Origin of the sequence: Duganella sp. Root1480D1 (assembly GCF_001427305.1) — a bacterium.
Taxonomy (GTDB): domain Bacteria; phylum Pseudomonadota; class Gammaproteobacteria; order Burkholderiales; family Burkholderiaceae_D; genus Rugamonas.
The window spans coordinates 551,834-574,029 of record NZ_LMFZ01000001.1 but is presented as its reverse complement, the minus strand read 5'-3'; the positions used below and the strand labels follow the sequence as shown (position 1 = coordinate 574,029).

Here is a 22,196-nt window from a genome sequence, read left to right as displayed (position 1 = left end):
CAACCCAAGCCTCTGAACGGGACAGTAATGACCATCAAAATCAGCCAGAATTTCGACTCTGGCGCCATCGAAGTAGTCCGTGCCGACAACGCCGCGAACATCGAACTGAAACTCCGCAAGGACAACGCCGCCGACATCCACCAATGGTTCCACTTCCGCCTGCAAGGCGCGCGTGGCGAAGCGGTGACGATGAAGTTCCTGAACGCCGGCGACGCCACCTACGCCAAAGGTTTCGAAGACTACAACGCTGCTGCCAGCTACGATGGCGAGAACTGGTTCCGCGTCCCGACTTCCTTCGATGGCCAGGTCATGACCATCAAGCACACGCCGCATAACGACAGCGTCTACTACGCGTACTTCGAGCCTTATTCGTGGGAACGTCACCTGCGCCTGTTGGGCGAAGTGGCCGAGAACCCGATCGCGCGCGTGCTGGATATCGGCTCCACCGTGGACGGCCGCGACATGAACCTGGTCGTCATTGGCGAGCCGGAAGCCGAAAAGAAAATCTGGTTCATCGCCCGCCAGCACCCGGGCGAATCGATGGCCGAATGGTTCACCGAAGGCCTGATCGACTCCCTGCTGGACGACTCCAACCCGATCGCGCGCAAGTTGCTGCAGCGCTGCTGTTTCTACATCGTGCCGAACATGAATCCGGACGGCTCGACCCGCGGCAACCTGCGCACCAACGCCGCCGGCGCCAACCTGAACCGCGAGTGGATGACCCCGACCCTGGAGCGCTCGCCGGAAGTGCTGTGCGTGAAAGAGAAGATCCACGAAACCGGCGTCGATATGTTCTTCGACATCCACGGCGACGAAGCGCTGCCTTACAACTTCGTGGCCGGTAACGAAATGCTGGAGAACTTCACCGCGGAGCAGATGACGCGTCAGAAGAACTTCATCAACCGCTACAAGGATGCGTCGCCGGACTTCCAGGACGCAGTGGGCTATGCGCCTTCCAAGTACAAGGAAGACATGCTGACGCTGGCCTCCAAGTACATCGGCCACCACTTCCAGGTGCTGTCGCTGACGCTGGAAATGCCGTTCAAGGATAATGCGGACCTGCCGGTTCCGACCGTCGGCTGGAACGGCGCCCGCAGCGCAGCGCTGGGCGCGGCGATCCTGCAGCCTATCCTGCTGTCGCTGGACGAATAGGCAGGCCGCGACGTGGCTGCGCCAGAAGTCGTCACGCCGTGGCTGAGGATTCTGGCTTGGCTCCAGATGGCTTTGCTTGCATTGCTGTTCCTGGATCCAGCGATTGCTCTCGGCATCTTCGCGCTGGAGGCGTTGCTGATTCTTTGCTGGCTGCTGCCCGTCTTTATCTACCAGACGCTTGTTAAACGGCTTCCGGTGCGTCTTGGTCTGAGGCGCGCTGCGGAGTCGTTGCTGAATGCGCTCTCCCACTTCTAATCGAGAATATCCTCATGGGCGTCGAGATCGAACGAAAATTCCTGGTGTCAGGCGAGGGCTGGCGCACGCAAGGCGAACCGGTCCTGCTGCGCCAGGGGTACCTGTCTTCGCATGCCGAGCGCACAGTGCGCGTGCGTATTGAAGGCGAACGCGCCTTCCTGACCATCAAGAGCAAGAACATCGGCGCGGCGCGCGGCGAATGGGAGTATCCCGTTCCCGTCGCCGACGCCGCCGAATTGCTGGACCGGCTGTGCGAGCGGCCGCTGATCGAGAAGTACCGCCGCCGTATCCCCTACAGTGGCTTTGTGTGGGAAGTGGACGAGTTCCTCGGCGAGAACGCCGGCCTCGTTGTCGCCGAGATCGAGTTGCCGGCAGAAGACACCCAATTCGATAAGCCGGACTGGGCAGGCGAGGAGGTCACGCACGATTTGCGCTACCTCAATTCACGCCTGATTAAGCAGCCGTATTCCACTTGGTAGTAAATTCGGGGTCAGGTCTGTCATTCGGACATCCAAGCAGTTTGTTTGATCTTCCTCAATACGCAAATTAGTCGCATTTCGCGTATTGAGGAAGATCAAACGATAACGCTAGCTGTCCAAATGACAGACCTGACCCCGAATGAGCGCTTTTTTTCTTAGTGGAAGTGCTCGGTGCCTGTGGCGGTGTCTTCCGGCATTTCTGCGTGGACCAGCTCGCCCGAGGGATCGGCGAAGAGGGGAGCGCCGCAGTCGTCGCAGTATTCCGCGACATACTTCTCACCCAACTTCTTCACCTGCGACACGCCGGCGGCGTTCAGGTGCTCGACGATTTCTTCAACCGGCGTGCGCGGCTTGAGCAGCTCGGCCAGCGTGGTGCCGGACAGGCCTTCGGCCGGCGTGCCTTCTTCATCTTCCTGGCCGTAAAGCGGCCATACCACGCCGTACATCACGTCGCTGTCGGAGCGGCGGGTGAAGGCGACGCGGTATTCGTCGATCTGGCCATCAGGTGCGGATTCCTCGCCGAAACCGGCGATTACCGCGCGCAGGTCGGACGGTTCGCAAGCCAGCGAATGCGTCAGGTAATGCACGGCAGCGCGGATCGAGACCGGGCGAATCAGCTTGTCGGCTTCGCGGCAGCCGGTGTAATAGGCTTCCGGCAGCAGCAGTTCGATGCCGCAGCCTGGCAGCAGGCGCGCCACGGTCGGCGTAGCTTGCGTGGTCCACGCAGCGAGCGCATCGCGGCGAGCTTCGGCCTGGTTGGCGTGATTCGCCGGCATCTGCCAGCGGAACAGCGGCCCATTGTGCGGTGCCACCACGGCCACCATCAGGTAGCGGGTATCGGCCAGGAAGGGCGCGGTTTCGGCCTGCTTGGCGTCGGACTTGACGGCCTGGCCCTTCAGCGCGGCCTGCGCCAGCTTGTGCACTTTCGAATAGGCTTCGGCATGGGTGCGCGGCAGCTGGTCGATCGAGTACAGGGTGGACGACATCGCCATGTGCGTGCCGTCGGCCAGCAGGTGGGCGGAAAAGTGCGCCGACAAGGTGTTCAGGATGTCGGACGGGATCTGGCCGGAGGCGATCGAGAAGCGCGTCCAGGCCAGCACCGGTGCGGCGACCAGCAGGATGTCGTACTCGCGCGATTCGCCATCGACTTCCACCACGATGGCGTCGGATTCGCTGACCGCTTCCACGCTGTCCATCAGGATGTCGTAGGCAGGCAAGTCCAGGCTGAACAGTGAGTTCAGTGCAGAGTCGACAGTATCCTGGTGTCCTGTGCGCAGTAATTTGTGCAATTGGGCATCCAGCACCCGTTCCCAGTTACGCTCTTCAATGCGGCTGGCGGCCTGGCCCAATGCTTGGGCGAGGGTGATAAGGCGCTGGCTGTCGGCAGATAATTTGTGGGTTGAATCTTTGGATGGGCGACGCATAGCGCTTTTCTTAGTGAGAAAGGAAACCTTGGTACCCTTATTGTAGTGGATTCGGCAAGACTTCGCGGTAAATGAACGGGGCAATAAAAAACGCCACCCGAAGGTGGCGTTTGTTGCTTAAAAAATGGGGTACGTCCCCATTTTTTAGGCGGCCAGCAGTTGGCGCAGCACGAATGGCAGGATGCCGCCGTGCTTGTAGTAGTCCACTTCGATCGGGGTATCGATACGCAGCAGGACTTGCACTTCCTTCGACGAACCGTCAGCGCGGTGGATCACCAGGGTGGCTTGCTGTTGAGGCTTGATTTCGCCTTCCAGGCCCTTCAGGTCGTAGGTCTCGCCCTTGCCGGTGATGCCCAGCGATTCAACGGAGTCGTTGCCGATGAATTGCAGCGGCAGCACGCCCATGCCCACCAGGTTGGAACGGTGGATACGCTCGAAGGAACGGCAGATCACAGCTTTCACGCCCAGCAGCTGGGTGCCCTTGGCCGCCCAGTCGCGGGAGGAGCCGGTACCGTATTCTTCGCCGCCGAAGATCATGGTCGGGGTGCCTTCTTCAACGTAGCGCATTGCTGCGTCGTAGATCGACAGTTGTTCGCCCGATGGCTGGTGCAGGGTGATGCCGCCTTCCACCGCGGAACCGTCGGCCTTAGGAGGGATCATCTTGTTCTTGATACGCACGTTGGCGAAGGTGCCGCGCATCATGATCTCGTGGTTGCCGCGACGCGAACCGTAGGAGTTGAAGTCGGCCTTCATCACGCCGTTTTCCTTCAGCCATTTGCCTGCCGGACCGTCTTCCTTGATCGAGCCTGCTGGCGAGATGTGGTCGGTGGTGATGGAGTCACCGAACACGCCCAGTGCGCGCGCGCCCTGGATGCCGGCTTCCGCTGCCTTCGGTTTCATCTCGAAGCCGTCGAAGAACGGTGGTTCTGCGATGTAGGTCGAATCAGGCCAGTTGTACACTTGGCCTTCGGTCGACGATACGGCTTCCCACAGCTTGCCTGGGTTGCCTTTGACGTCGGCGTAGTTGGACTTGAAGACCTTGGAGTTCATCGCGAACTTCATCAGGGCGGCGATCTCTTTCGAGGTCGGCCAGATGTCGCCCAGGTACACGTCCTTGCCATCCTTGCCCTGGCCAACTGGTTCGGTCATCAGGTCGCGGGTCACGTTGCCGGCGATCGCGTAAGCGACGACCAGCGGTGGCGATGCCAGGAAGTTGGAGCGGATGTTCGGGTGGATACGCGCTTCAAAGTTACGGTTACCGGACAGCACGGCAGCAGCAACGATGTCGTTGCCGGTGATGGTGGCGTTCAGTTCCGGGGTCAGGTCGCCGGCGTTGCCGATGCAGGTGGTGCAGCCGTAAGCGGTGACGCCGAAGCCCAGTTTTTCCAGGTATGGCAGCAGGCCGGCGGCGGTCAGGTACTCGGTCACGACGCGCGAGCCAGGAGCCAGGGACGACTTGATGTGCGGAGCAACGGTCAGGCCGGCTTCCACGGCTTTCTTGGCCAGCAGGCCGGCTGCCAGCAGCACGCTCGGGTTCGAGGTGTTGGTGCAGGAGGTGATGGCTGCGATCAGGACGTCGCCGTTCTTGACGTTCACGCCATTGCTGGTGGTGTAGGTCTTGGTCAGTTCGTCGGCCTTCTTGTTGAAGCCGTTCTCGCCGGTTGGCTTGGAGAACAGGTCGGTGAAGGTGGACTTCACGTTGCCGATTTCGATACGGTCTTGCGGACGCTTAGGACCGGCCAGCGACGGTGCAACGGTGGACAGGTCCAGGTGCAGTTCGCGGGTGTAGTCGATGTCGCCTTTCTTCGGTACGCCGTACATGCCTTGCGCTTTGAAGTAGGACTGGAAGGATGCGATTTCTTCCTTGGTGCGGCCGGTGCCTTCGAAGTATTCGATGGTGGCGTCGTCGACCGGGAAGAAGCCCATGGTCGCGCCGTATTCAGGCGCCATGTTGGCGATGGTTGCGCGGTCGGTCACGGACAGGGACTCGGTGCCTTCGCCGAAGAATTCGACGAACTTGCCCACGACTTTTTCCTTACGCAGCATTTCGGTGATGGTCAGCACCAGGTCGGTCGCGGTGCAGCCTTCGCGCAGCGCGCCGGTCAGGTTGACGCCGATCACGTCCGGGGTCAGGAAGTACACTGGCTGGCCCAGCATGCCAGCTTCCGCTTCGATGCCGCCCACGCCCCAGCCCACCACGCCGATACCGTTGATCATGGTGGTGTGGGAGTCGGTGCCTACCAGCGAGTCAGGGTAGTACACGCCGGATGCATTGTGCACGCCGCGTGCCAGGTATTCCAGGTTGACCTGGTGAACGATACCGAAGCCTGGAGGAACCACGCCGAAGGTGTCGAAGGCTTGCATGCCCCACTTCATGAACTGGTAGCGCTCGTTGTTGCGCGAGAATTCCAGCTTCATGTTCAGGTCCAGGGCCTTAGGCTCGCGGAAGTGGTCGATGGTGACCGAGTGGTCAACCACCAGGTCAACCGGAACCAGTGGTTCGATTTTCTTAGGGTTGACGCCCATTTTGGAGGCGACGTTACGCATGGCAGCCAGGTCGGCCAGCAGCGGAACGCCGGTGAAGTCCTGCAGCACAACGCGGGCTACGACGAATGGGATTTCGTCGGTGCGGGCAGCGGTGGCGCCCCAGTTAGCCAACTGCTTGACGTGCTCTTCGGTCACTTTCTTACCGTCGCAGTTACGCAGAACGGATTCCAGTACGACGCGAATCGATACCGGCAGGCGGGAAATCTTGGCGCCCAGTTCCTTTTCCAGGGCTGGCAGGGAGTAGAACTTACCCTTCTTTGCCCCGATCGGGAAATCCTTAAGCGTATTCAGTGTGTTGCGGGACATGTCCTCTCCTTATTGATTAAAGTCCGAGCGCTTGATCAGATGTCTTGCATTCGTTCGCCAGTTGGCGGTTCACCTTGGAATCCAGCAGCATGCCCTTGGCAGGGATGCCGATCCAGATCAGGCCTGCAATCTTGTTCTCGAAGCGTTGCGCACCGGTGGAGGTGGCTTCGCGAGTCAGGCGGTGCAGGCGGTTCTTCCAGCGCATGACGATGCTGTTGCCATCGTCGGCGCTGCTGTAAATGGTGATCTTGTTGCCCAGTTCGCAGGCGTAATTGGTGGCCGTCTGCCCCTTCACGCTCGTTTCCGCTACGCCTTGTTCGGCGGCAGGTTTGGCGGCGGCTTTTTTAGGGGCGGCGTATGCGGAAGGGGCGGCGATGGCGAGGGCCATGGCGCAGGCGGTGATCAGTTTCATAAACGACATTATTGGGCTCCTTTTGATTCGGCCGCCCCGACTAGGGCGGCAACGGAGTCCGGCAGCGGCAGGCCTGCGAGCTTGGCTCGCTGCAGAACCGTCCAATAATAGCGATAGCTCGCGCGGTCATGCAAGCGACCATGCTGGTTAATCGGGCCCCACTGTACCTTCTCTGCCTCATGCAGGATGCTTGCAGCCTCATTGACTTCGGATGCACGCGGGGTAAATGCTTTTATGACAGGTTTTATCTGGCTCGGGTGGATGCTCCACATGCGGGTGAAGCCGAATTCCGCAGCGGCGCGCTGGGCATCGGTGGCCACCACGGCCGAATCCTTGATTTCAGTGGTCACGTTATGCGACGGCACCTTGCCGTGCGCGTGGCAGGCGGCGGCGATTTCCAGCTTGGCGCGTACCACCAGCGGGTGGGTGAACTGGCCCGGCGTGCGCATGGCGCTGCCCGGCACGGCGCCGTAGTGGGCCGAGACGAAGTCCATGATGCCGAAGGACAGGCATTCCACCTGGGGCAGGGCGGCGATGTCGTGCACGTCGCGCAGCGCGCCGTGGGTCTCGATCAGCACGTGTACCGGGACAGGTGCAGTGCGACCGGACCTGGCGGCATATTTGTTCACCAGCTCGATGGCGCGCGCGACTTCCTGCACGCTCTCCGGCTTTGGCACCACGATATAGGCCAGCTTGTGGCCCGCTTCGGTGCAGATGATTTCGACGTCGCGTTCGAAAAACGGGCTGTTGACGTCATGCACGCGGGCGCCGATGCGGTTGAAGGCATTGGCTTCGTCCAGCAGTAGCAGGGCGACCAGCTTGGCGTGCGATTCTTCGTTGCCGGCGGCGGCGCCGTCCTCGCAATCGAAGGTGATGTCGAACAGGGGACCAAGCTCTTGTTGCAGGGCCATGGATTTGCGCATCAGCTTTTCACTGCCGGCGTAATGGTCGCAGGCAGGGAGCAGCAGCGGCTGGCGTGTGCCCTGGAATAAAACCTCGGATGGATGCATTGGTGCGTTAGATGAAACAGCAGCCGCGCTGCCATCGGCAGCGCGGCGGGTACGGCGGATCGGTGGTTTAACCGGTTCCACTGTATTCAGGCGATATTAAGGCAGCAGGTGCTTCACGCCTTCACGCTCTTCGGTCAGTTCCTTCAGCGTGATGTTGATGCGCTCTTGCGAGAAGGCGTCGATATCCAGACCCTGGACGATGGTGTATTCGCCGTTTTCGCAGGTCACCGGGAAGCCGAACATGGTGCCTTCAGGAATGCCGTAGGAACCGTCGGAAGGGATGCCCATGGTGGTCCACTTGCCGTTGGTGCCCAGCACCCAGTCATGCACGTGGTCGATCGCAGCGTTGGCTGCGGAAGCTGCGGAAGACAGGCCGCGTGCTTCGATGATCGCTGCGCCGCGCTTGCCCACGGTTGGCAGGAAGGTGTTGGCGTTCCATTCCTGGTCGTTGATCATGTCTTTTACCGAAGCGCCGTCGATGGTGGCGAAGCGGTAGTCGGCGTACATGGTTGGGGAGTGGTTGCCCCATACGCACAGCTTTTCGATGTCCTTGACAGCCTTGCCGGTCTTGGCAGCGACTTGCGACAGGGCGCGGTTGTGGTCCAGGCGCAGCATGGCGGTGAAGTTCTTCGCTGGCAGGGAAGGAGCGGACTTCATGGCGATGTAGGCGTTGGTGTTGGCTGGGTTGCCGACCACCAGGACTTTCACGTTGCGCGAAGCGACGGCGTCCAGCGCCTTGCCCTGCACGGTGAAGATCTGTGCGTTGGCTTCCAGCAGGTCTTTACGTTCCATGCCTGGGCCGCGCGGACGGGCGCCAACCAGCAGGGCCACGTCGGCGTCCTTGAAGGCGGTCATCGGGTCGGAGTGGGCGGTCATGCCGGCCAGCAGCGGGAATGCGCAGTCGTCGATTTCCATCATCACGCCTTTCAGCGCTTTCTGGGCCTTCTCGTCAGGGATTTCCAGCAGTTGCAGGATGACTGGCTGGTCTTTGCCCAGCATGTCGCCGTTGGCGATACGGAACAGCAGGGAATAGCCGATCTGGCCGGCGGCGCCGGTAACGGCAACACGCATTGGGGTTTTAGCCATGGTGAATCTCCAAAGTGGACGTGAAAACGGTATAAGCTCGTAATGATACGACAATTCGGGCGAGTGTAGGCTCCTGTCGACTGGCTGTCAATCCTATCTTATGTCTTATATAAGACATATAAGTTATAGGATTTTTCTGGACGTGAGGGGTTGGATGTGGTGGAATAGCGGGCTATGAATCCCGTCACGCCCAACCAGACCACTTCTGACGCCATTGGCGCGGCCGGCGCTCCGTCCCCCACTTTTTCTCCCCTGTACCAGCAGATCAAAGGCCTGATTACCCAGAGCCTGCAGTCCGGCGAATGGAAGCCGGGCGAAATGATTCCCAGCGAAGTTGAATTGGCCAACCGCTTCAAGGTCAGCCAGGGCACCGTGCGCAAGGCGATCGACGAGCTGGCGGCGGAAAACCTGGTGGTGCGCAAGCAGGGGAAGGGCACCTTCGTGTCCACCCACCACGAGGCCCGCGCCCACTTCCGCTTCCTGCGCCTGGTGCCGGACGAAGGTGTGCCGCATTACCCGGAATCCCGGTTTATTGAAGTCAAGCGCCTGCGCGCGCCCGCCGAAGTGGCGCGCCTGCTCGACCTGAAATCGGGCGATGCCGTGGTCTATATCAAGCGCGTGCAGAGTTTTGGCAGCGTGCCCACCATCGTGGAAGAACTCTGGCTGCCCGGCCTGATCTTCAAAGGCCTGACGGCGGAACGCCTGAATGAATACAAAGGCCCGATGTACGGCCTGTTCGAGTCCGAATTCGGCACCCGCATGATCCGCGCGGAAGAAAAGCTCCGCGCCGTTTGCGCCGAAGAGGGTGATGCCGAACTGCTGAAAATTGCGGCAGGCACGCCGCTGCTATGTGCCGAACGCGTTTCCTTCACCTACGGCGATAAACCGGTCGAATTACGGCGTGGCCTGTACCTGACGGAGCGGCATCATTATCAAAATGATCTCAGTTAGGGTGCGCTGCAATAATATTTTGGTGATATGTAACAATACATATTGGTCGTAAGAGCAAAAATAGGCGAAAATCGTAGCTTCGCCAAGTTTGGCAAATCATTTGTAATAAAGCATAGGGAGGTTGTATATGACTGAAGCCGTGCGGGAAACCCCAAAAAAAGAGCGGCCAGAATTCCGTAACATCCACGTTACGGATCTGATGAACTACCGACTGCCGATGGCTGGCATCGTCTCCATCCTGCACCGCATCAGCGGCGCCCTGATGTTCCTGCTGTTGCCGTTCGTGCTGTACCTGCTGCAGGAATCGCTGCGCTCCGAGTACAGCTTCGCGCACTTCATGGTCATCGCCTCCCACCCGATCGCCAAGCTGGTCATGCTGGCGCTGGCCTGGGGCTACACCCAGCACTTCTGCGCTGGCGTGCGCCACCTGATCATGGATACCCACGTAGGGCTGGACAAGGATTCCGCGCGCAAGTCCGCCACCGCCGTGGTCGTGATCACCGTCATCGTGACCGCGCTGGTCGCACTGAAATTGTTTGGAGTGTTTTAAATGGCTAACAATAATATCGGCCCAAAACGCCTGGTTGTCGGCGCCCACTACGGCGTCAAGGATTGGCTGGTCCAGCGTGTGACCGCCGTGCTGATGGTGGCGTACACCGCCGTCCTGTTCTTCCTGGTCTTTACCTCGTCGACGCCTTCGTATGAAGGTTGGGCGGAACTGTTTGCCAAGCAGTGGTTCAAGCTGTTCAGCGCCGTGACGCTGCTGGCGCTGTTCTACCACGCCTGGGTCGGCATTCGCGACATCTGGATGGACTACATCAAGCCGGTCGGCGTTCGCCTGTTCCTGCAAATCGCTTCCATTGGCTGGCTGATCGCTTGCGCCGTCTGGACGCTGCAAATTCTGTGGAGTGTGTAAATCGTGGCAGCTATTAAATCTGCAATCCCTACCCGCCGCTTCGACGCGGTGATCGTTGGCGCCGGCGGTTCCGGCATGCGCGCCTCCCTGCAACTGGCGGAAGCCGGCCTGAACGTGGCCGTGCTGTCCAAGGTGTTCCCGACCCGCTCCCACACCGTGGCAGCGCAGGGCGGCATCGGCGCCTCGCTGGGCAATATGTCGGAAGATAACTGGTACTGGCACATGTTCGACACCGTCAAAGGTGGCGACTACCTCGGCGACCAGGATGCGATTGAATTCATGTGCCGCGAAGCACCGAAAGTCGTCTACGAGCTGGAACACTTCGGCATGCCTTTCGACCGTAACCCGGACGGCACCATTTACCAGCGTCCGTTCGGCGGCCACACCGCGAACCTGGGCGAGAAGCCAGTGCAGCGCGCTTGCGCCGCGGCTGACCGTACCGGCCACGCACTGCTGCACACCCTGTACCAGCGCAACGTGCGCGCCCGCACCCACTTCTTCGTTGAGTGGATGGCCCTGGACCTGGTGCGCGATGCCGACGGCGACGTCGTTGGCGTGGTAGCCCTGGAAATGGAAACCGGCGAATGCATGATCCTGGAAGCCAAGACCACCATCTTCGCAACCGGCGGCGCCGGCCGCATCTTCGCAGCATCCACCAACGCCTTCATCAACACCGGTGACGGCATGGGCATGGCGGCACGTGCCGGCCTGCCGCTGCAGGACATGGAATTCTGGCAGTTCCACCCGACCGGCGTGTCCGGCGCGGGCGTGCTGATCACCGAAGGCGTGCGCGGCGAAGGCGGCATCCTGATCAACTCGAACGGCGAACGCTTCATGGAGCGCTACGCTCCGACCCTGAAAGACCTGGCGCCGCGCGACTTTGTGTCCCGCTCCATGGACCAGGAAATCAAGGAAGGCCGCGGCTGCGGTCCTAATAAAGACCACGTTCTGCTGGACCTGCGCCACATCGGCTCCGAGACCATCCAGAAGCGCCTGCCATCGATCCTGGAAATCGGCCACAAGTTCGCCAACGTCGACGCGACCAAGGAACCAATTCCGGTCGTACCGACCATCCACTACCAGATGGGCGGCATCCCGACCAATATCCACGGCCAGGTGGTCGTGCCTAACGGCGACGGCAGCCAGAAGATCGTGAACGGCCTGTACGCCATCGGCGAATGCGCTTGCGTCTCCGTGCACGGCGCAAACCGCCTGGGTACCAACTCCCTGCTGGACCTGGTGGTGTTCGGCCGCGCAGCCGGCAACCACGTGGTCGCACAGAACCTGAAGCAGAAGGAAAACAAGCCTCTGCCGAAGGATGCATCCGACTTCGCAATGAATCGCCTGAACCACCTGGAAACCTCCAACGGTGGCGAACGCGTGCAAGACGTCGCCAACGACATCCGCGCCACCATGCAGAAGTACTGCGGCGTGTTCCGTACCGACGAAATGCTGGCCAAGGGCGTAGAAGAAATCCTGAAGCTGGACGAGCGCCGCAAGCACGTTTCGTACAAGGACAAGTCCAAGGTGTTCAACACCGCCCGCGTGGAAGCGCTGGAACTGGACAACCTGATCGAAACCGCGAAAGCGACCATCGTCTCCGCCAACGCGCGTAAGGAATCCCGCGGCGCCCACGCCCAGGACGACCACCCGGCACGCGACGACGAAAACTGGATGAAGCACACGCTGTGGTTCTCGGAAGGCAACCGCCTGGAATACAAGGCTGTCGTCACCAAACCGCTGACGGTTGATACCTTCAAACCGAAACCACGCACTTTCTAAGCAAGGGCCTCACAACATGGCACGCACTCTCAAATTCAAGATTTACCGTTACGATCCGGACAAGGACGCCAAGCCGTACATGCAAGACCTGACGGTCGAGCTGAAAGATACCGACAAGATGCTGCTGGACGCACTGCAGCGCATCAAGTCCGACGTGGATGATTCGCTGTCGCTGCGCCGCTCCTGCCGCGAAGGCGTGTGCGGTTCCGACGCGATGAACATCAACGGCAAGAACGGCCTGGCCTGCACCACCAACCTGAACGAGCTGAGCGAGCCTATCGTGCTGCGCCCTCTGCCAGGCCTGCCGGTGGTGCGCGACCTGATCGTCGACATGACCCAGTTCTTCAAGCAATACCACTCGATCAAGCCGTTCCTGATCAACGACTCGATCCCTCCGGAGAAAGAGCGCCTGCAGTCGCCTGCGGAACGCGAAGAACTGGATGGCCTGTACGAGTGCATCCTGTGCGCCTGCTGCTCGACCTCCTGCCCATCGTTCTGGTGGAACCCGGACAAGTTCGTCGGCCCAGCCGGCCTGCTGCAAGCCTACCGCTTCATCGCCGATTCGCGCGACGAAGCGACCGGCGAGCGCCTGGATAACCTGGAAGACCCATACCGTCTGTTCCGTTGCCACTCGATCATGAACTGCGTCGACGTGTGCCCGAAAGGCCTGAATCCTAACAAGGCGATCGGCAAGATCAAGGAACTGATGGTTCGCCGCGCGATTTAATTAAAAAATGGCGGAACTCGAAAAACGAGCGCACCAGGCTGATCCGACCAACCGTGCGCGCCTACGCTGGCGCGCACGCCGGGGCCTGCTGGAAAACGACATTATCCTGACTCGTTTCCTTGATGCGCACGAGGCTGAATTGACCGACGAAGAAGTGGACGCGTTCACGCGGCTCCTCGATTTGTCGGACAATGCACTGATGGATCTGGTCTTGGCCCGTAAGGAGCCGGAAGGCGAAATAGACCTGCCGCATGTACATGCGTTACTGGCACGCCTGCGCCAAGCCTGAGTTAAGTTTTTTTATTTGCTGCATCTCTCCCAAAGGAAGAGTCCATGAACATCTCTGATACCAAAGCAACGCTATCGTTCTCCGACGGCAGCCCATCGGTCGAAATGCCGATCTACAAGGGCACCGTGGGCCCGGACGTCATCGACATCCGCAAGCTGTACGGCACCACCGGCAAATTCACCTACGACCCAGGCTTCATGTCGACCGCGTCGTGCAACTCCTCCATCACCTACATCGACGGTGACAAGGGCGAGCTGCAATACCGCGGCTACCCGATCGAGCAACTGGCCGTGAACGCCGACTTCATGGAAACCTGCTACCTGCTGCTGAACGGCGAACTGCCGAACGCAGTGGACAAGAAGCAGTTCGTGGACACCGTGACCAAGCACACCATGGTCCACGAGCAGATGCAATTCTTCTTCCGCGGCTTCCGCCGCGACGCGCACCCGATGTCGGTACTGGTTGGTACCGTCGGCGCGCTGGCATCGTTCTACCACGACTCGCTGGACATCAACGACGCCAAGCAGCGTGAAATCTCGGCTATCCGCCTGATCGCCAAGCTGCCGACCCTGGTCGCCATGGCATACAAGTACTCGATCGGCCAGCCATTCGTGTACCCACGCAACGACCTGTCGTACTCGGCCAACTTCATGCGCATGATGTTCGGCAATCCATGCGAAGAGTACAAAGTGAACGACGTGCTGGTGCGCGCCCTGGACCGCATCCTGATCCTGCACGCAGACCACGAGCAGAACGCTTCGACTTCGACCGTCCGCCTGGCCGGTTCCTCGGGCGCCAACCCGTTCGCCTGTATCGCTGCCGGTATCGCTTGCCTGTGGGGCCCTGCCCACGGCGGCGCTAACGAAGCTGCACTGAACATGCTGAAAGAAATCGGCACCGTCGACAAGATCCCTGCCTTCATCGCTCAGGTGAAAGACAAGAACTCCGGCGTCAAGCTGATGGGCTTCGGTCACCGCGTGTACAAGAACTTCGACCCACGTGCGAAGCTGATGCGCGAAACCTGCCACGAAGTGCTGCAAGAGCTGGGCCTGCAAGACGACCCACTGTTCAAGCTGGCCATGGAGCTGGAAAAGATTGCGCTGAACGACGAATACTTCGTTTCCCGCAAGCTGTACCCGAACGTGGACTTCTACTCCGGCATCGTGCAGTCGGCCCTGGGCATCCCAGTGTCGCTGTTCACCGGTATCTTCGCCATGGCCCGTACCATCGGCTGGATCGCCCAGTGGAACGAAATGATCGCCGACCCAGAGCAGAAGATCGGCCGCCCACGCCAGCTGTTCGTTGGCTCGGCAGTGCGCGATGTGCCTCCGCTGAAAGACCGCAAGTAATCCTTGCAGCCTTCTCGGGAAAAAAGCGAGCTTCGGCTCGCTTTTTTTATTCTCAGCGACGGCAAAATGTTGTCAATTCGAAAGATTTCAATAATACTATCGGGTTCGACGTCTTCTTCTGCGAATTTAAGGAAATCAACTTGTCTGCAAACGTTCATCAAGCGAGCCAGTGCGGGAAAATCGTCAGTATCCACCCGATTGGGGGGCTGGGCCTGCTCTATCCTGTGCTTGCCGTCTTGCTGATTGCCACGGCTATTGCACTGACCTCCGTCGCCGCCCACGCTCAGGCCGCTGTGAGGGATGTCGACTTGCCTGTAATCTTGAGAATAATTGCTGGAATATTCGGTTTGCTTGCCATCGTCATTGCAGTCCGCTGGTATAGGCTCAAAGGCTCAAGCCTGACGGTCTTCGAGAAGGGAATGGCCTATAGGCTCAGGGGCAAAACTCATTTCTTCGGCTGGCGCGAGGTGCAGTACGTGACTGTTCGCGCCACCAGATTGCTCGGCTTCCCCACTCGACGCACATGGGTCAAGGTAAGGTTGGCGCCCAAGACCACCCTTAAGTTCTCCGACAGCTATAAGGATGTTTTCGTGCTTGGCATCAACCTCCTCACGCTGACAGCGGCGGAGATGGTTCCGCTCGTGATTGCGAAAATGGAGCATGGGGAGACGGTGGATTTTGGTGCGCTTAAGGTCAGCCGTGACGGGCTCCGCAGGCGCTTCGGCAAGGTTTCCTGGGCAGAAGTCGGTGATGCCGAACTAAGGGCGGGGCAAGTCATTATCAAGAAAAAGGGGCGCCGGATTCCTTGGGGGCGGCCTCACTCCTTCCAGATCAAGAACCTCTTCGTTTTTCTGGCCGTGCTGGAACACTTCACTCAAATTGATACTGGGCCGGCTAAAGTTCCGCAACAAATGGTTGCAATGGCTTGAGCAAGATGACCTCGGCATCCTGCTGCAAAGTAAATGTCAGAGTTTCGCCGGGGTAGATTTCGAAGTGGGCGGTATTGGATTCGACCCGGTTCGGTTTGCGCGTGTCGGCTTCGCGAACGACGATGCGATGAGCTCCCGGTTCTAGCGCGATGACTTCGGCGGTCGGCGAAGCGAGGTGCCTGAGCCGCAACGGCGTATTATGGATGTTGCCGTCAATGTAGATCCTGAAATTCCCGAAATCGAATGGCGCACCCTCCGCACAGTGCACCCGAATGGTGGCGGTGCGGGCACGCTCGTGCCTTGCCGCGATCCCTCCCAATATGCCCTCGGACGACATTTGGTGCCGCCACTGCGAACGGTCCTTGACAAGGACGCCGTTACGGAAGGGCACAAATACCCCCTCGCCAAAAAATGACATCCGAAACAACAGCCAGAAGTCGCCAATCACTTCCTCGTGGACCAGGTCGGGAGCACGGCCTTTATGAGGTAGATACGCAAAGCCATTGAGCGTGAGGCGCCCGGAGCTGTTGAGACGGTAAAGCGAAACGTAGCCACGCGCGACTGCGGTGGAAACGATTCGTGGATCAGGCGTGGCCTTGGCTTTGAAGCAATAAGGTCCAAGCTTCTCATGCTCGGAATTGGGCACTCCGGTGAAAACTCCGAAAAGCTGGTAACCCGGGAGATCCAGCTCCAGACATGCATTAATCAGGCGATCTGCTACTTGTGCGGTCATGATTAATTTCTTTGATTAGGTTGCGAGAGCGACGTTATTATCTGCCGTCGAGGCCAATATGGTTCAGCGATTCAATGCCATCTGCTGCGTAGGAAAAACTGCCAATGAATATCGGATCATCTGCAATCTGCCTCGTCACTTTTAGCGGGTCATAATCAAAATCATATTGCACGGTAATCCAGCGCGCTTTCTCCAAGCGGTGTTCCCGTGCTGCGGCGAGAGCGGCGTCAATAAAGGTAGCTGAGTAGGAGAGAGGCGTGATCAAATCCCGTACATCGGCGATGTCGAAATCGAAGTTGTAATGTTCCTGGTCGCTGAGCCGGTAATAACCAACTCCGCATAGATCTTGCAGGACGTCAAGATCAGGCTCACCCGAGCCACCAGTCAGGCCAATCCAGACGGATACCATACCTCGCCGTCCAAAGCCCTGTCCGTAAAAATCATCGTCGTCGGAATAGTCTTGGAGCGCTATTTAGTTCACCTTTTGCGTTCGGGAATATTAGGAAACAGTCGACGGTAACGTCGGGCGGGCGGGGAGCGTAGGGCTCCAGACAAGCTAAATATTAGCATGTGCAGGCTAATATTTGGCTCAATTGGCCGCGCCTCACCTTCACAGGCTGAGTTCTGATATTGTGGACGTTATTCAGTGAAGTAAGAGTTCTTTCCCTTCCAGGAGGCTTGCTTGTTCACCAGTCGTAACTTCATCCTCGCCGCAGCCTTGGCGCTTCCCATTGGGGCGCACGCCGCTCCGAATACTGCCGATACTCGCCTGTTATCCGAGCCCGCGATTTCCGCGAACAACATAGGATTTATTTACGCTGGCGATGTCTGGCTTGCCGACCTGAATGGCCGTGACGTTCGCAGACTGACCTCGGATGTTGGCGAAAAGTCGAATCCGGTCTTTTCTCCGGATGGCAAGTCAATTGCCTACAGCGCGAATATTGATGGCAATACCGATGTATTCATCCTGCCGATTGCAGGTGGCATCCCGCGGCGCCTGACCTGGCATCCGGGACCAGACATAGTGCAGAGCTTTACGCCGGACGGCACACAGGTGCTATTTACCTCGCCACGCGTGGCATCGAATAATCGCTACCGCAATCTATTTACGGTACCTGTGGGCGGGGGAGTTGAGACCAGGCTGGAAATTCCGAATGCGGCGCGTGCGGCATTTTCTCCTAATGGGCGGGCTATCGCCTATAACCCGACCTCCCCGGCATTCCTGCAATGGAAGCGATATCGCGGCGGCCTGAATTCGATTATCTGGCTGTTTAACAGGGATAGCCAGGCTGTGGAACGAATCCCGCAGCCTGCCAGCAGGGTAAATGACGTGGATCCTATGTGGGCGGGCGATAAAGTTTATTTCCGCTCCGATCGCGATGGTGAATTCAACCTCTACGTTTATGACACCCGTAGTAAAGCAATTAATCAACTGACGCGCCATACAGATTTTCCCGTGCTGAACGCAGCATTATCTGGCGGCCGGATTTTGTATGAACAGGCCGGCTACCTGCACATGCTTGACCTCGACTCAGGCGCGACTGCCGGGCGCCGGCTGGCAATTGGCGTGAGTGCCGATCTTGGCCTGTCGCGCGAGCGCTGGGTGCGCGGGGCGAAATACATTCGTAACGCGTCAGTATCGCCGTCGGGCGCGCGGGTTGCGTTTGAATTCCGTGGCGATATCGTCACGCTGCCGGCTGAGAAGGGCGATATCCGCCACCTGACGCAAACGCCCGGTGCGCATGAGCGCGGCCCGGCCTGGTCCCCGGATGGGCGGCAAGTCGCCTACTTCTCCGATGAAAGTGGTGAGTACGCCTTGCATGTCAGGCAACAGGACGGCAAGGGCGAATTGCGCAAGTTCAAGCTGAACGGCTCCGGCTTCTTCGAGCGCGCCGCCTGGTCGCCGGACAGCAAGAAGATTGCCTTCATCGACAACTCCTGGACGCTGTATTACATCGACCTGGCCACCGGCGTGCAAAAGAAAGTCGCCACCGAGCCAATGTACGGCGTCGACAAATCGCTGCGCGGCACCTGGTCGCCGGATTCGCGCTTTATCGCCTACACGCTCAATTCGCTGAGCTATACGCGCACTGCCTATATCTATGCACTGGACGAGGATAAGTCGCATGCGGTCACGGATGGCCTGTCCGACGTGGCCAACCCGGTCTTCGACCGCAACGGCAAGTACCTGTACTTCTTCGCATCCACCGACGCGGGGCCAAGCAACAACTGGTTCTCGCTGCAGAACCAGGACAACCACCCGACGCGCTCACTCTGGCTGATGGTGCTGCGTAATGACATTCCATCGCCGCTGGTGCGCGAGAGCGATGAAGAGAAGGGCGCCGCCGCGCCACCCGCGCCGAAGGAGCCGCCGAAGGACAATACCGCAGGCGACAAGGGCGACGAGCGCGTCGTGACCGACACCACTAACAGCCGTGGTGCCGACGCAAAGGCAAAAGCTACCGCCGCGACGGCCAAGCCGCCGGCACCGATGCGCATCGACTGGGATGGTATTTCGACCCGCGTGATCGACATGCCTCCGCCCGTCTCGGAGTACTTCGACCTCGAGACTGGCGCGGAAGGGCAAATCTTCTTCCTGCGCGAGGTGGATGGCAAGCGCCAGGTGCAGCGCTTCGACCTGAAGGACCGCAAGACCGAAACCATCGTTGCCGAAGCCGAGGACTTCGAAGTCAGCGCCGACGGCAAGAAGATCGTCTGGCGCCTGAAGGATCAGTGGAACATGGGCTCCGCCACCGGCAAGCAGCTGTCCCCATCGGAAGGTAAGCTGCGCGTGGAAGCCATCGAAACCAAGGCCGACCCGCGTGTGGAGTGGAAGCAGATTTACGATGAAGTCTGGCGCATCAACCGCGACTACTTCTACGACCCGCATATGCATGGCGTGAACTGGAAAGCCATGCGCGACAAATACGCACAGTTCTTGCCCGACGTGGCCACGCGCAGTGACCTGAACCGCGTAATCCAGTGGCTGTGCAGCGAACTGGCGGTCGGCCACCACCGCGGCGGGGGAGGCGACAACTTCATTGAGGCCAAGCCTGTGCCGGGCGGCCTGCTGGGCGCGGACTATGAGATTGCCAATGGCCGCTACCGCTTCAAGAAAATCTACGGGGGCCTGAACTGGAACCCGACGCTGCGAGCGCCATTGACCGAGCCTGGGCTGAACGTGAAGGTGGGCGAATACCTGCTGGCGGTCGATGGCCGTCCACTGGCGCCGCCGACCAATCTGTATAGCGCGTTCGAAAATACGGCCAACCGCTCGATCGAAATCACGGTCGGCCCGAACGCGGACGGCAAGGGCGCCCGCCATATCACGGTGGTGCCGGTAGCGAGCGAGGATGCGCTGCGCAACCGCGATTGGGTGGAAGGGAATATTCGCAAAGTCGATGCCGCAACCGGCGGGCGCGTCGCGTATGTCTACGTGCCGAACACGGCGGGCCTGGGCCACACTTATTTCAAGCGCTACTTTTATCCGCAAGCGTACAAGGACGCGATCATCATCGATGAACGCTTCAATGGCGGCGGCAGCCTGGCCGATTACTATATCGAACTGCTGCAGAAGCAGGAGATTGCCTGGTGGGCCATGCGCTATGGCGCGGACATGAAGACGCCGTCCGCCTCGATCCAGGGGCCGCGTGCGATGCTGATCGATGAAACGGCCGGCTCGGGCGGTGATTTGCTGCCGTGGATGTTCCGCAAGAATAAGCTTGGCCCGCTGATCGGCAAGCGGACCTGGGGTGGCCTGGTTGGCATTCTCGGCTTCCCGGTACTGCTGGATGGCGGCACCATCACGGCGCCGAACCTGGCGTTCTGGACTCGCGAAGGCGGCTGGGGCGTCGAGAATGAAGGCGTGCCGCCGGATATTGAAGTCGACCAGAACCCGGCGGATGTGATTGCGGGCCGCGACCCACAGCTTGAGAAGGCGATTGACGTCATCAAAGCTGAATTGGCGAAGGCGCCACCGAGCCGGCCGGCGCGTCCCGCTTATCCGGACAAGAGCCGCTAGGGCGCAGCACTGTCGGCGGAGGTGAATTTACTCCAGTTGCGCGAGGAGGCCAGCAAACAGCGGGCGCGCGAGCGGCGGCTGTTGCAGGCACTCGAGTGCCAGCTTGCGCAATTGCGGAAGCTGCGCATCGCAGCGCTCCAGCAGCTCCTCCAGCAGGCAGCCGAAAGCCCTGACTTCCAGTTGCTGCAGGGCGGCCGCGTATGCGGTGCCCGGCTCGAACATTGACGCACCGCCGAAGTCTCCAAGCACGGCGTTTCCTTTGCCGCAATTCAGAATGTTGTGGGCATACAGGTCGCCATGCATGATGCCTTGCGCGTGCAAGTGTGCGGCTGCGGAGGCAATGCCGCGTGCAATGCCGAGCAGCGTCGCGGCACTGAATTTCTGGTCTTCCGGGTAGACGTCGCGCGTGCAGCTTGCAAAGCTCGGTGGCCCGGCCAAATTGCGCAAGCTTGGATCCATTAACGGCATGACGAGTGCCGGCAAGCGTTCCGGATGGTCCGGAATCGTGCCCAGCACGGGAATCAGTTTGGGGTGCCGGCCGGCGCCGATGCAAGCAGCCATTTCGTGCGCGGGCGAGCCATCGCTGGTCATCGCGCCTTTGTAGACTTTCACCGCGACGGAAGTGCCATCCAGGATGGCCTGGTGGATGATACCTGAGGCACCTTCTCCAAGCTTGTGCTGGATTTGCAGCTCGTTCCAGCCAATGCTGCGAACTTGCGGAGACGCTGCAGTGCGCATTTCGTTGAACGGGTTTCCCGCGCAGGCCAGCCAGGCCAGGCGTGGCATCGCCAGCAGCCATTCGGGGAGTTCCGGCAGGCGATTGGACGCGATGCGCAGCAATTCGAGCTTGCTGCAGTTCGCCAGCTCGGGCGGCAATGCGCGCAACCGGTTCCCTGATAGCATCAGCTTCTGCAGGTCGTTACAGCGTCCGATTTCGGCAGGCAGTTGTTCAATATGGTTGTCGGTCAGGATGAGCCAGCGCAGGTGTGCTGGCAGCGCAGTTGCCGGCACGGTCTTGATCTCGCAGGCTTTGAAGCCCACCATCGTCAAAGCGGGGCAACGGCCCAGTACTTCCGGCAATTCGGTAAACGGGTTGTCCGAGCAGAAGATGATGCGCAGGCGGTGCAAGCGTTGCAAATCGCCTGGTAAGGACGCAAGAGCGTTGCCGGAAAGGTCCAGGATTTCCAATGTATCGGCCAGTTCGAAGATCTCGCGCGGGAATTCGGTCAGGCCGCAACGCAATTGCAGCCGCACGGCGCCGGCCAGTTCGCCGGCGCGCAGTTGTTCCAGGGTCTGCATCGGGATTACTTTTCTTCGTCGAGCAAGGCTCGGATTTCGGCGCGTTCCCTGGCGCTGACGGTACCGCCTTTCAGCGCAGCAAGCACCAGGGCCTTGCCGGAGCCGGCAAAAGCTTTATGGATCAAGTCCTTCAGCAGTGAGGTCTGGATCGAGTCCTGCTGTTCGGCCGGGGAGTAGACGTGGGCGCGCTGGCTTTCGTCCCGGTTCAGCAAGCCCTTGGTATGCATCACTTGCAGGAGGCGCAGCACGGTGGCGTATTGCATATCCGGCCGCGTTTGCACGGCCGCCTCATGCACTTGCCGTGCGGTCGCCGGGCCCAGCGCAAACAACAAGCGCAGCATTTCCAGTTCACTCGGGGTAGGTTTCGGCAGGGCCATGATAGATCCAGGAAGAACATCGATGGATCTAGAATAAATGATCTAGACACAAAAGTCTACGCCGATGAACGGCTGACCTCGTGTCACACCATGGGGTCACACCCTAAGTGTGACACGGGCTCGACCGCACTGCACTTGAGCTCGTGTCACAC

At 59.7% G+C, this 22,196-nt stretch carries 21 protein-coding genes; 12 read left to right on the top strand and 9 right to left on the bottom strand.

Annotated elements, in window-relative coordinates:
- Positions 1-27 precede the first annotated feature (27 nt).
- The 3 genes from ASD58_RS02930 to ASD58_RS02920 are packed head-to-tail and all read left to right on the top strand — an operon-like array spanning position 28 to position 1,886.
- Complete coding sequence (locus ASD58_RS02930) at positions 28-1,152, top strand: M14-type cytosolic carboxypeptidase (protein WP_057259581.1); 1,125 nt, start codon at positions 28-30, stop codon at positions 1,150-1,152.
- 12 nt (positions 1,153-1,164) lie between these two features.
- Positions 1,165-1,407: a hypothetical protein gene (locus ASD58_RS02925; protein WP_057259580.1), complete on the top strand. Its 243-nt coding sequence runs from the start codon at positions 1,165-1,167 to the stop codon at positions 1,405-1,407.
- Positions 1,408-1,421: 14 nt separating this feature from the next.
- On the top strand, positions 1,422-1,886 hold the full coding sequence (locus ASD58_RS02920) for a CYTH domain-containing protein (protein ID WP_057259579.1): 465 nt from the start codon (positions 1,422-1,424) through the stop codon (positions 1,884-1,886).
- A 155-nt stretch (positions 1,887-2,041) separates the two neighbouring features.
- Here the strand turns inward: ASD58_RS02920 and ASD58_RS02915 are convergent, their stop codons facing one another.
- The 5 genes from ASD58_RS02915 to ASD58_RS02895 form a co-directional block, all read right to left on the bottom strand.
- Positions 2,042-3,310: a DUF2863 family protein gene (locus ASD58_RS02915; RefSeq protein ID WP_057259578.1), complete on the bottom strand. Its 1,269-nt coding sequence runs from the start codon at positions 3,308-3,310 to the stop codon at positions 2,042-2,044.
- 144 nt (positions 3,311-3,454) lie between these two features.
- Positions 3,455-6,163, bottom strand: a complete 2,709-nt coding sequence (gene acnA, locus ASD58_RS02910; RefSeq protein ID WP_057259577.1) for an aconitate hydratase AcnA — start codon at positions 6,161-6,163, stop codon at positions 3,455-3,457.
- A 16-nt stretch (positions 6,164-6,179) separates the two neighbouring features.
- Positions 6,180-6,584: a hypothetical protein gene (locus tag ASD58_RS02905; RefSeq protein WP_057259576.1), complete on the bottom strand. Its 405-nt coding sequence runs from the start codon at positions 6,582-6,584 to the stop codon at positions 6,180-6,182.
- Positions 6,584-7,585, bottom strand: coding sequence for a CoA ester lyase (locus ASD58_RS02900; protein WP_057259575.1), 1,002 nt, complete (start codon positions 7,583-7,585; stop codon positions 6,584-6,586). Before ASD58_RS02900 ends, ASD58_RS02905 begins: the two co-directional genes overlap by 1 nt.
- A 96-nt stretch (positions 7,586-7,681) precedes the next feature.
- Positions 7,682-8,671 carry a malate dehydrogenase gene (locus ASD58_RS02895; protein WP_057259574.1) on the bottom strand — a complete coding sequence of 330 codons (990 nt, stop codon included), beginning with the start codon at positions 8,669-8,671 and terminating at the stop codon, positions 7,682-7,684.
- A 174-nt stretch (positions 8,672-8,845) separates the two neighbouring features.
- Here ASD58_RS02895 and ASD58_RS02890 point away from each other — a divergent pair, with 174 nt between their 5' ends.
- The 8 genes from ASD58_RS02890 to ASD58_RS02855 all read left to right on the top strand — a co-directional run bounded on the left by ASD58_RS02890 (position 8,846) and on the right by ASD58_RS02855 (position 15,614).
- Complete coding sequence (locus ASD58_RS02890; protein WP_057259573.1) at positions 8,846-9,622, top strand: GntR family transcriptional regulator; 777 nt, start codon at positions 8,846-8,848, stop codon at positions 9,620-9,622.
- A 127-nt stretch (positions 9,623-9,749) separates the two neighbouring features.
- A complete protein-coding gene (sdhC, locus tag ASD58_RS02885; RefSeq protein ID WP_057259572.1) occupies positions 9,750-10,172 on the top strand; it encodes a succinate dehydrogenase, cytochrome b556 subunit in 423 nt (140 codons plus the stop codon).
- Positions 10,173-10,538, top strand: a complete 366-nt coding sequence (sdhD, locus tag ASD58_RS02880; RefSeq protein WP_057259571.1) for a succinate dehydrogenase, hydrophobic membrane anchor protein — start codon at positions 10,173-10,175, stop codon at positions 10,536-10,538.
- A 3-nt stretch (positions 10,539-10,541) separates the two neighbouring features.
- The gene (sdhA, locus tag ASD58_RS02875) at positions 10,542-12,320 is read left to right on the top strand and encodes a succinate dehydrogenase flavoprotein subunit (protein ID WP_057259570.1); all 1,779 of its coding nucleotides are present in this window, start codon (positions 10,542-10,544) and stop codon (positions 12,318-12,320) included.
- A gap of 16 nt (positions 12,321-12,336) precedes the next feature.
- Entirely contained in the window at positions 12,337-13,047 is a 711-nt protein-coding gene (locus tag ASD58_RS02870; protein WP_055931466.1) for a succinate dehydrogenase iron-sulfur subunit, read from the top strand.
- Between the two features lie 7 nt (positions 13,048-13,054).
- Positions 13,055-13,336, top strand: coding sequence for a succinate dehydrogenase assembly factor 2 (locus ASD58_RS02865; protein ID WP_057259569.1), 282 nt, complete (start codon positions 13,055-13,057; stop codon positions 13,334-13,336).
- 44 nt (positions 13,337-13,380) lie between these two features.
- A complete protein-coding gene (gltA, locus tag ASD58_RS02860; protein ID WP_057259568.1) occupies positions 13,381-14,685 on the top strand; it encodes a citrate synthase in 1,305 nt (434 codons plus the stop codon).
- 140 nt (positions 14,686-14,825) lie between these two features.
- Positions 14,826-15,614 carry a DUF6585 family protein gene (locus ASD58_RS02855; RefSeq protein ID WP_057259567.1) on the top strand — a complete coding sequence of 263 codons (789 nt, stop codon included), beginning with the start codon at positions 14,826-14,828 and terminating at the stop codon, positions 15,612-15,614.
- Here the strand turns inward: ASD58_RS02855 and ASD58_RS02850 are convergent.
- Together ASD58_RS02850 and ASD58_RS02845 are read right to left on the bottom strand one after the other, a co-directional pair.
- Positions 15,580-16,347 (bottom strand): hypothetical protein, encoded by a 768-nt coding sequence (locus ASD58_RS02850; RefSeq protein WP_057259566.1) that lies wholly within the window; start codon positions 16,345-16,347, stop codon positions 15,580-15,582. The genes ASD58_RS02855 and ASD58_RS02850 overlap by 35 nt on opposite strands.
- A gap of 37 nt (positions 16,348-16,384) precedes the next feature.
- Positions 16,385-16,756 (bottom strand): immunity 22 family protein, encoded by a 372-nt coding sequence (locus ASD58_RS02845; RefSeq protein ID WP_229209871.1) that lies wholly within the window; start codon positions 16,754-16,756, stop codon positions 16,385-16,387.
- A 273-nt stretch (positions 16,757-17,029) separates the two neighbouring features.
- Between ASD58_RS02845 and ASD58_RS02840 the strand changes: the two genes are divergently transcribed.
- A complete protein-coding gene (locus ASD58_RS02840) occupies positions 17,030-20,368 on the top strand; it encodes a S41 family peptidase (protein WP_057259564.1) in 3,339 nt (1,112 codons plus the stop codon).
- 27 nt (positions 20,369-20,395) lie between these two features.
- Here the strand turns inward: ASD58_RS02840 and ASD58_RS02835 are convergent, their stop codons facing one another.
- Both ASD58_RS02835 and ASD58_RS02830 read right to left on the bottom strand, forming a co-directional pair.
- Positions 20,396-21,667: a leucine-rich repeat-containing protein kinase family protein gene (locus ASD58_RS02835; RefSeq protein WP_057259563.1), complete on the bottom strand. Its 1,272-nt coding sequence runs from the start codon at positions 21,665-21,667 to the stop codon at positions 20,396-20,398.
- A gap of 5 nt (positions 21,668-21,672) precedes the next feature.
- A complete protein-coding gene (locus ASD58_RS02830; protein ID WP_057259562.1) occupies positions 21,673-22,044 on the bottom strand; it encodes a BlaI/MecI/CopY family transcriptional regulator in 372 nt (123 codons plus the stop codon).
- Positions 22,045-22,196 lie beyond the last annotated feature (152 nt).

What these genes read in the sequence shown, in the direction of transcription:
- ASD58_RS02865 (WP_057259569.1), top strand. Translation starts at nt 13,055, where the DNA reads ATGGCGGAACTCGAAAAACGAGCGCACCAGGCTGATCCGACCAACCGT.
- ASD58_RS02830 (WP_057259562.1), bottom strand. Translation starts at nt 22,044, where the DNA reads ATGGCCCTGCCGAAACCTACCCCGAGTGAACTGGAAATGCTGCGCTTG.
- ASD58_RS02850 (WP_057259566.1), bottom strand. Translation starts at nt 16,347, where the DNA reads ATGACCGCACAAGTAGCAGATCGCCTGATTAATGCATGTCTGGAGCTG.
- ASD58_RS02900 (WP_057259575.1), bottom strand. Translation starts at nt 7,585, where the DNA reads ATGCATCCATCCGAGGTTTTATTCCAGGGCACACGCCAGCCGCTGCTG.
- ASD58_RS02870 (WP_055931466.1), top strand. Translation starts at nt 12,337, where the DNA reads ATGGCACGCACTCTCAAATTCAAGATTTACCGTTACGATCCGGACAAG.
- sdhD (WP_057259571.1), top strand. Translation starts at nt 10,173, where the DNA reads ATGGCTAACAATAATATCGGCCCAAAACGCCTGGTTGTCGGCGCCCAC.
- ASD58_RS02920 (WP_057259579.1), top strand. Translation starts at nt 1,422, where the DNA reads ATGGGCGTCGAGATCGAACGAAAATTCCTGGTGTCAGGCGAGGGCTGG.
- ASD58_RS02895 (WP_057259574.1), bottom strand. Translation starts at nt 8,671, where the DNA reads ATGGCTAAAACCCCAATGCGTGTTGCCGTTACCGGCGCCGCCGGCCAG.
- ASD58_RS02905 (WP_057259576.1), bottom strand. Translation starts at nt 6,584, where the DNA reads ATGTCGTTTATGAAACTGATCACCGCCTGCGCCATGGCCCTCGCCATC.
- acnA (WP_057259577.1), bottom strand. Translation starts at nt 6,163, where the DNA reads ATGTCCCGCAACACACTGAATACGCTTAAGGATTTCCCGATCGGGGCA.
- sdhC (WP_057259572.1), top strand. Translation starts at nt 9,750, where the DNA reads ATGACTGAAGCCGTGCGGGAAACCCCAAAAAAAGAGCGGCCAGAATTC.
- ASD58_RS02845 (WP_229209871.1), bottom strand. Translation starts at nt 16,756, where the DNA reads ATGGTATCCGTCTGGATTGGCCTGACTGGTGGCTCGGGTGAGCCTGAT.
- ASD58_RS02835 (WP_057259563.1), bottom strand. Translation starts at nt 21,667, where the DNA reads ATGCAGACCCTGGAACAACTGCGCGCCGGCGAACTGGCCGGCGCCGTG.
- gltA (WP_057259568.1), top strand. Translation starts at nt 13,381, where the DNA reads ATGAACATCTCTGATACCAAAGCAACGCTATCGTTCTCCGACGGCAGC.
- ASD58_RS02890 (WP_057259573.1), top strand. Translation starts at nt 8,846, where the DNA reads ATGAATCCCGTCACGCCCAACCAGACCACTTCTGACGCCATTGGCGCG.
- ASD58_RS02930 (WP_057259581.1), top strand. Translation starts at nt 28, where the DNA reads ATGACCATCAAAATCAGCCAGAATTTCGACTCTGGCGCCATCGAAGTA.
- ASD58_RS02915 (WP_057259578.1), bottom strand. Translation starts at nt 3,310, where the DNA reads ATGCGTCGCCCATCCAAAGATTCAACCCACAAATTATCTGCCGACAGC.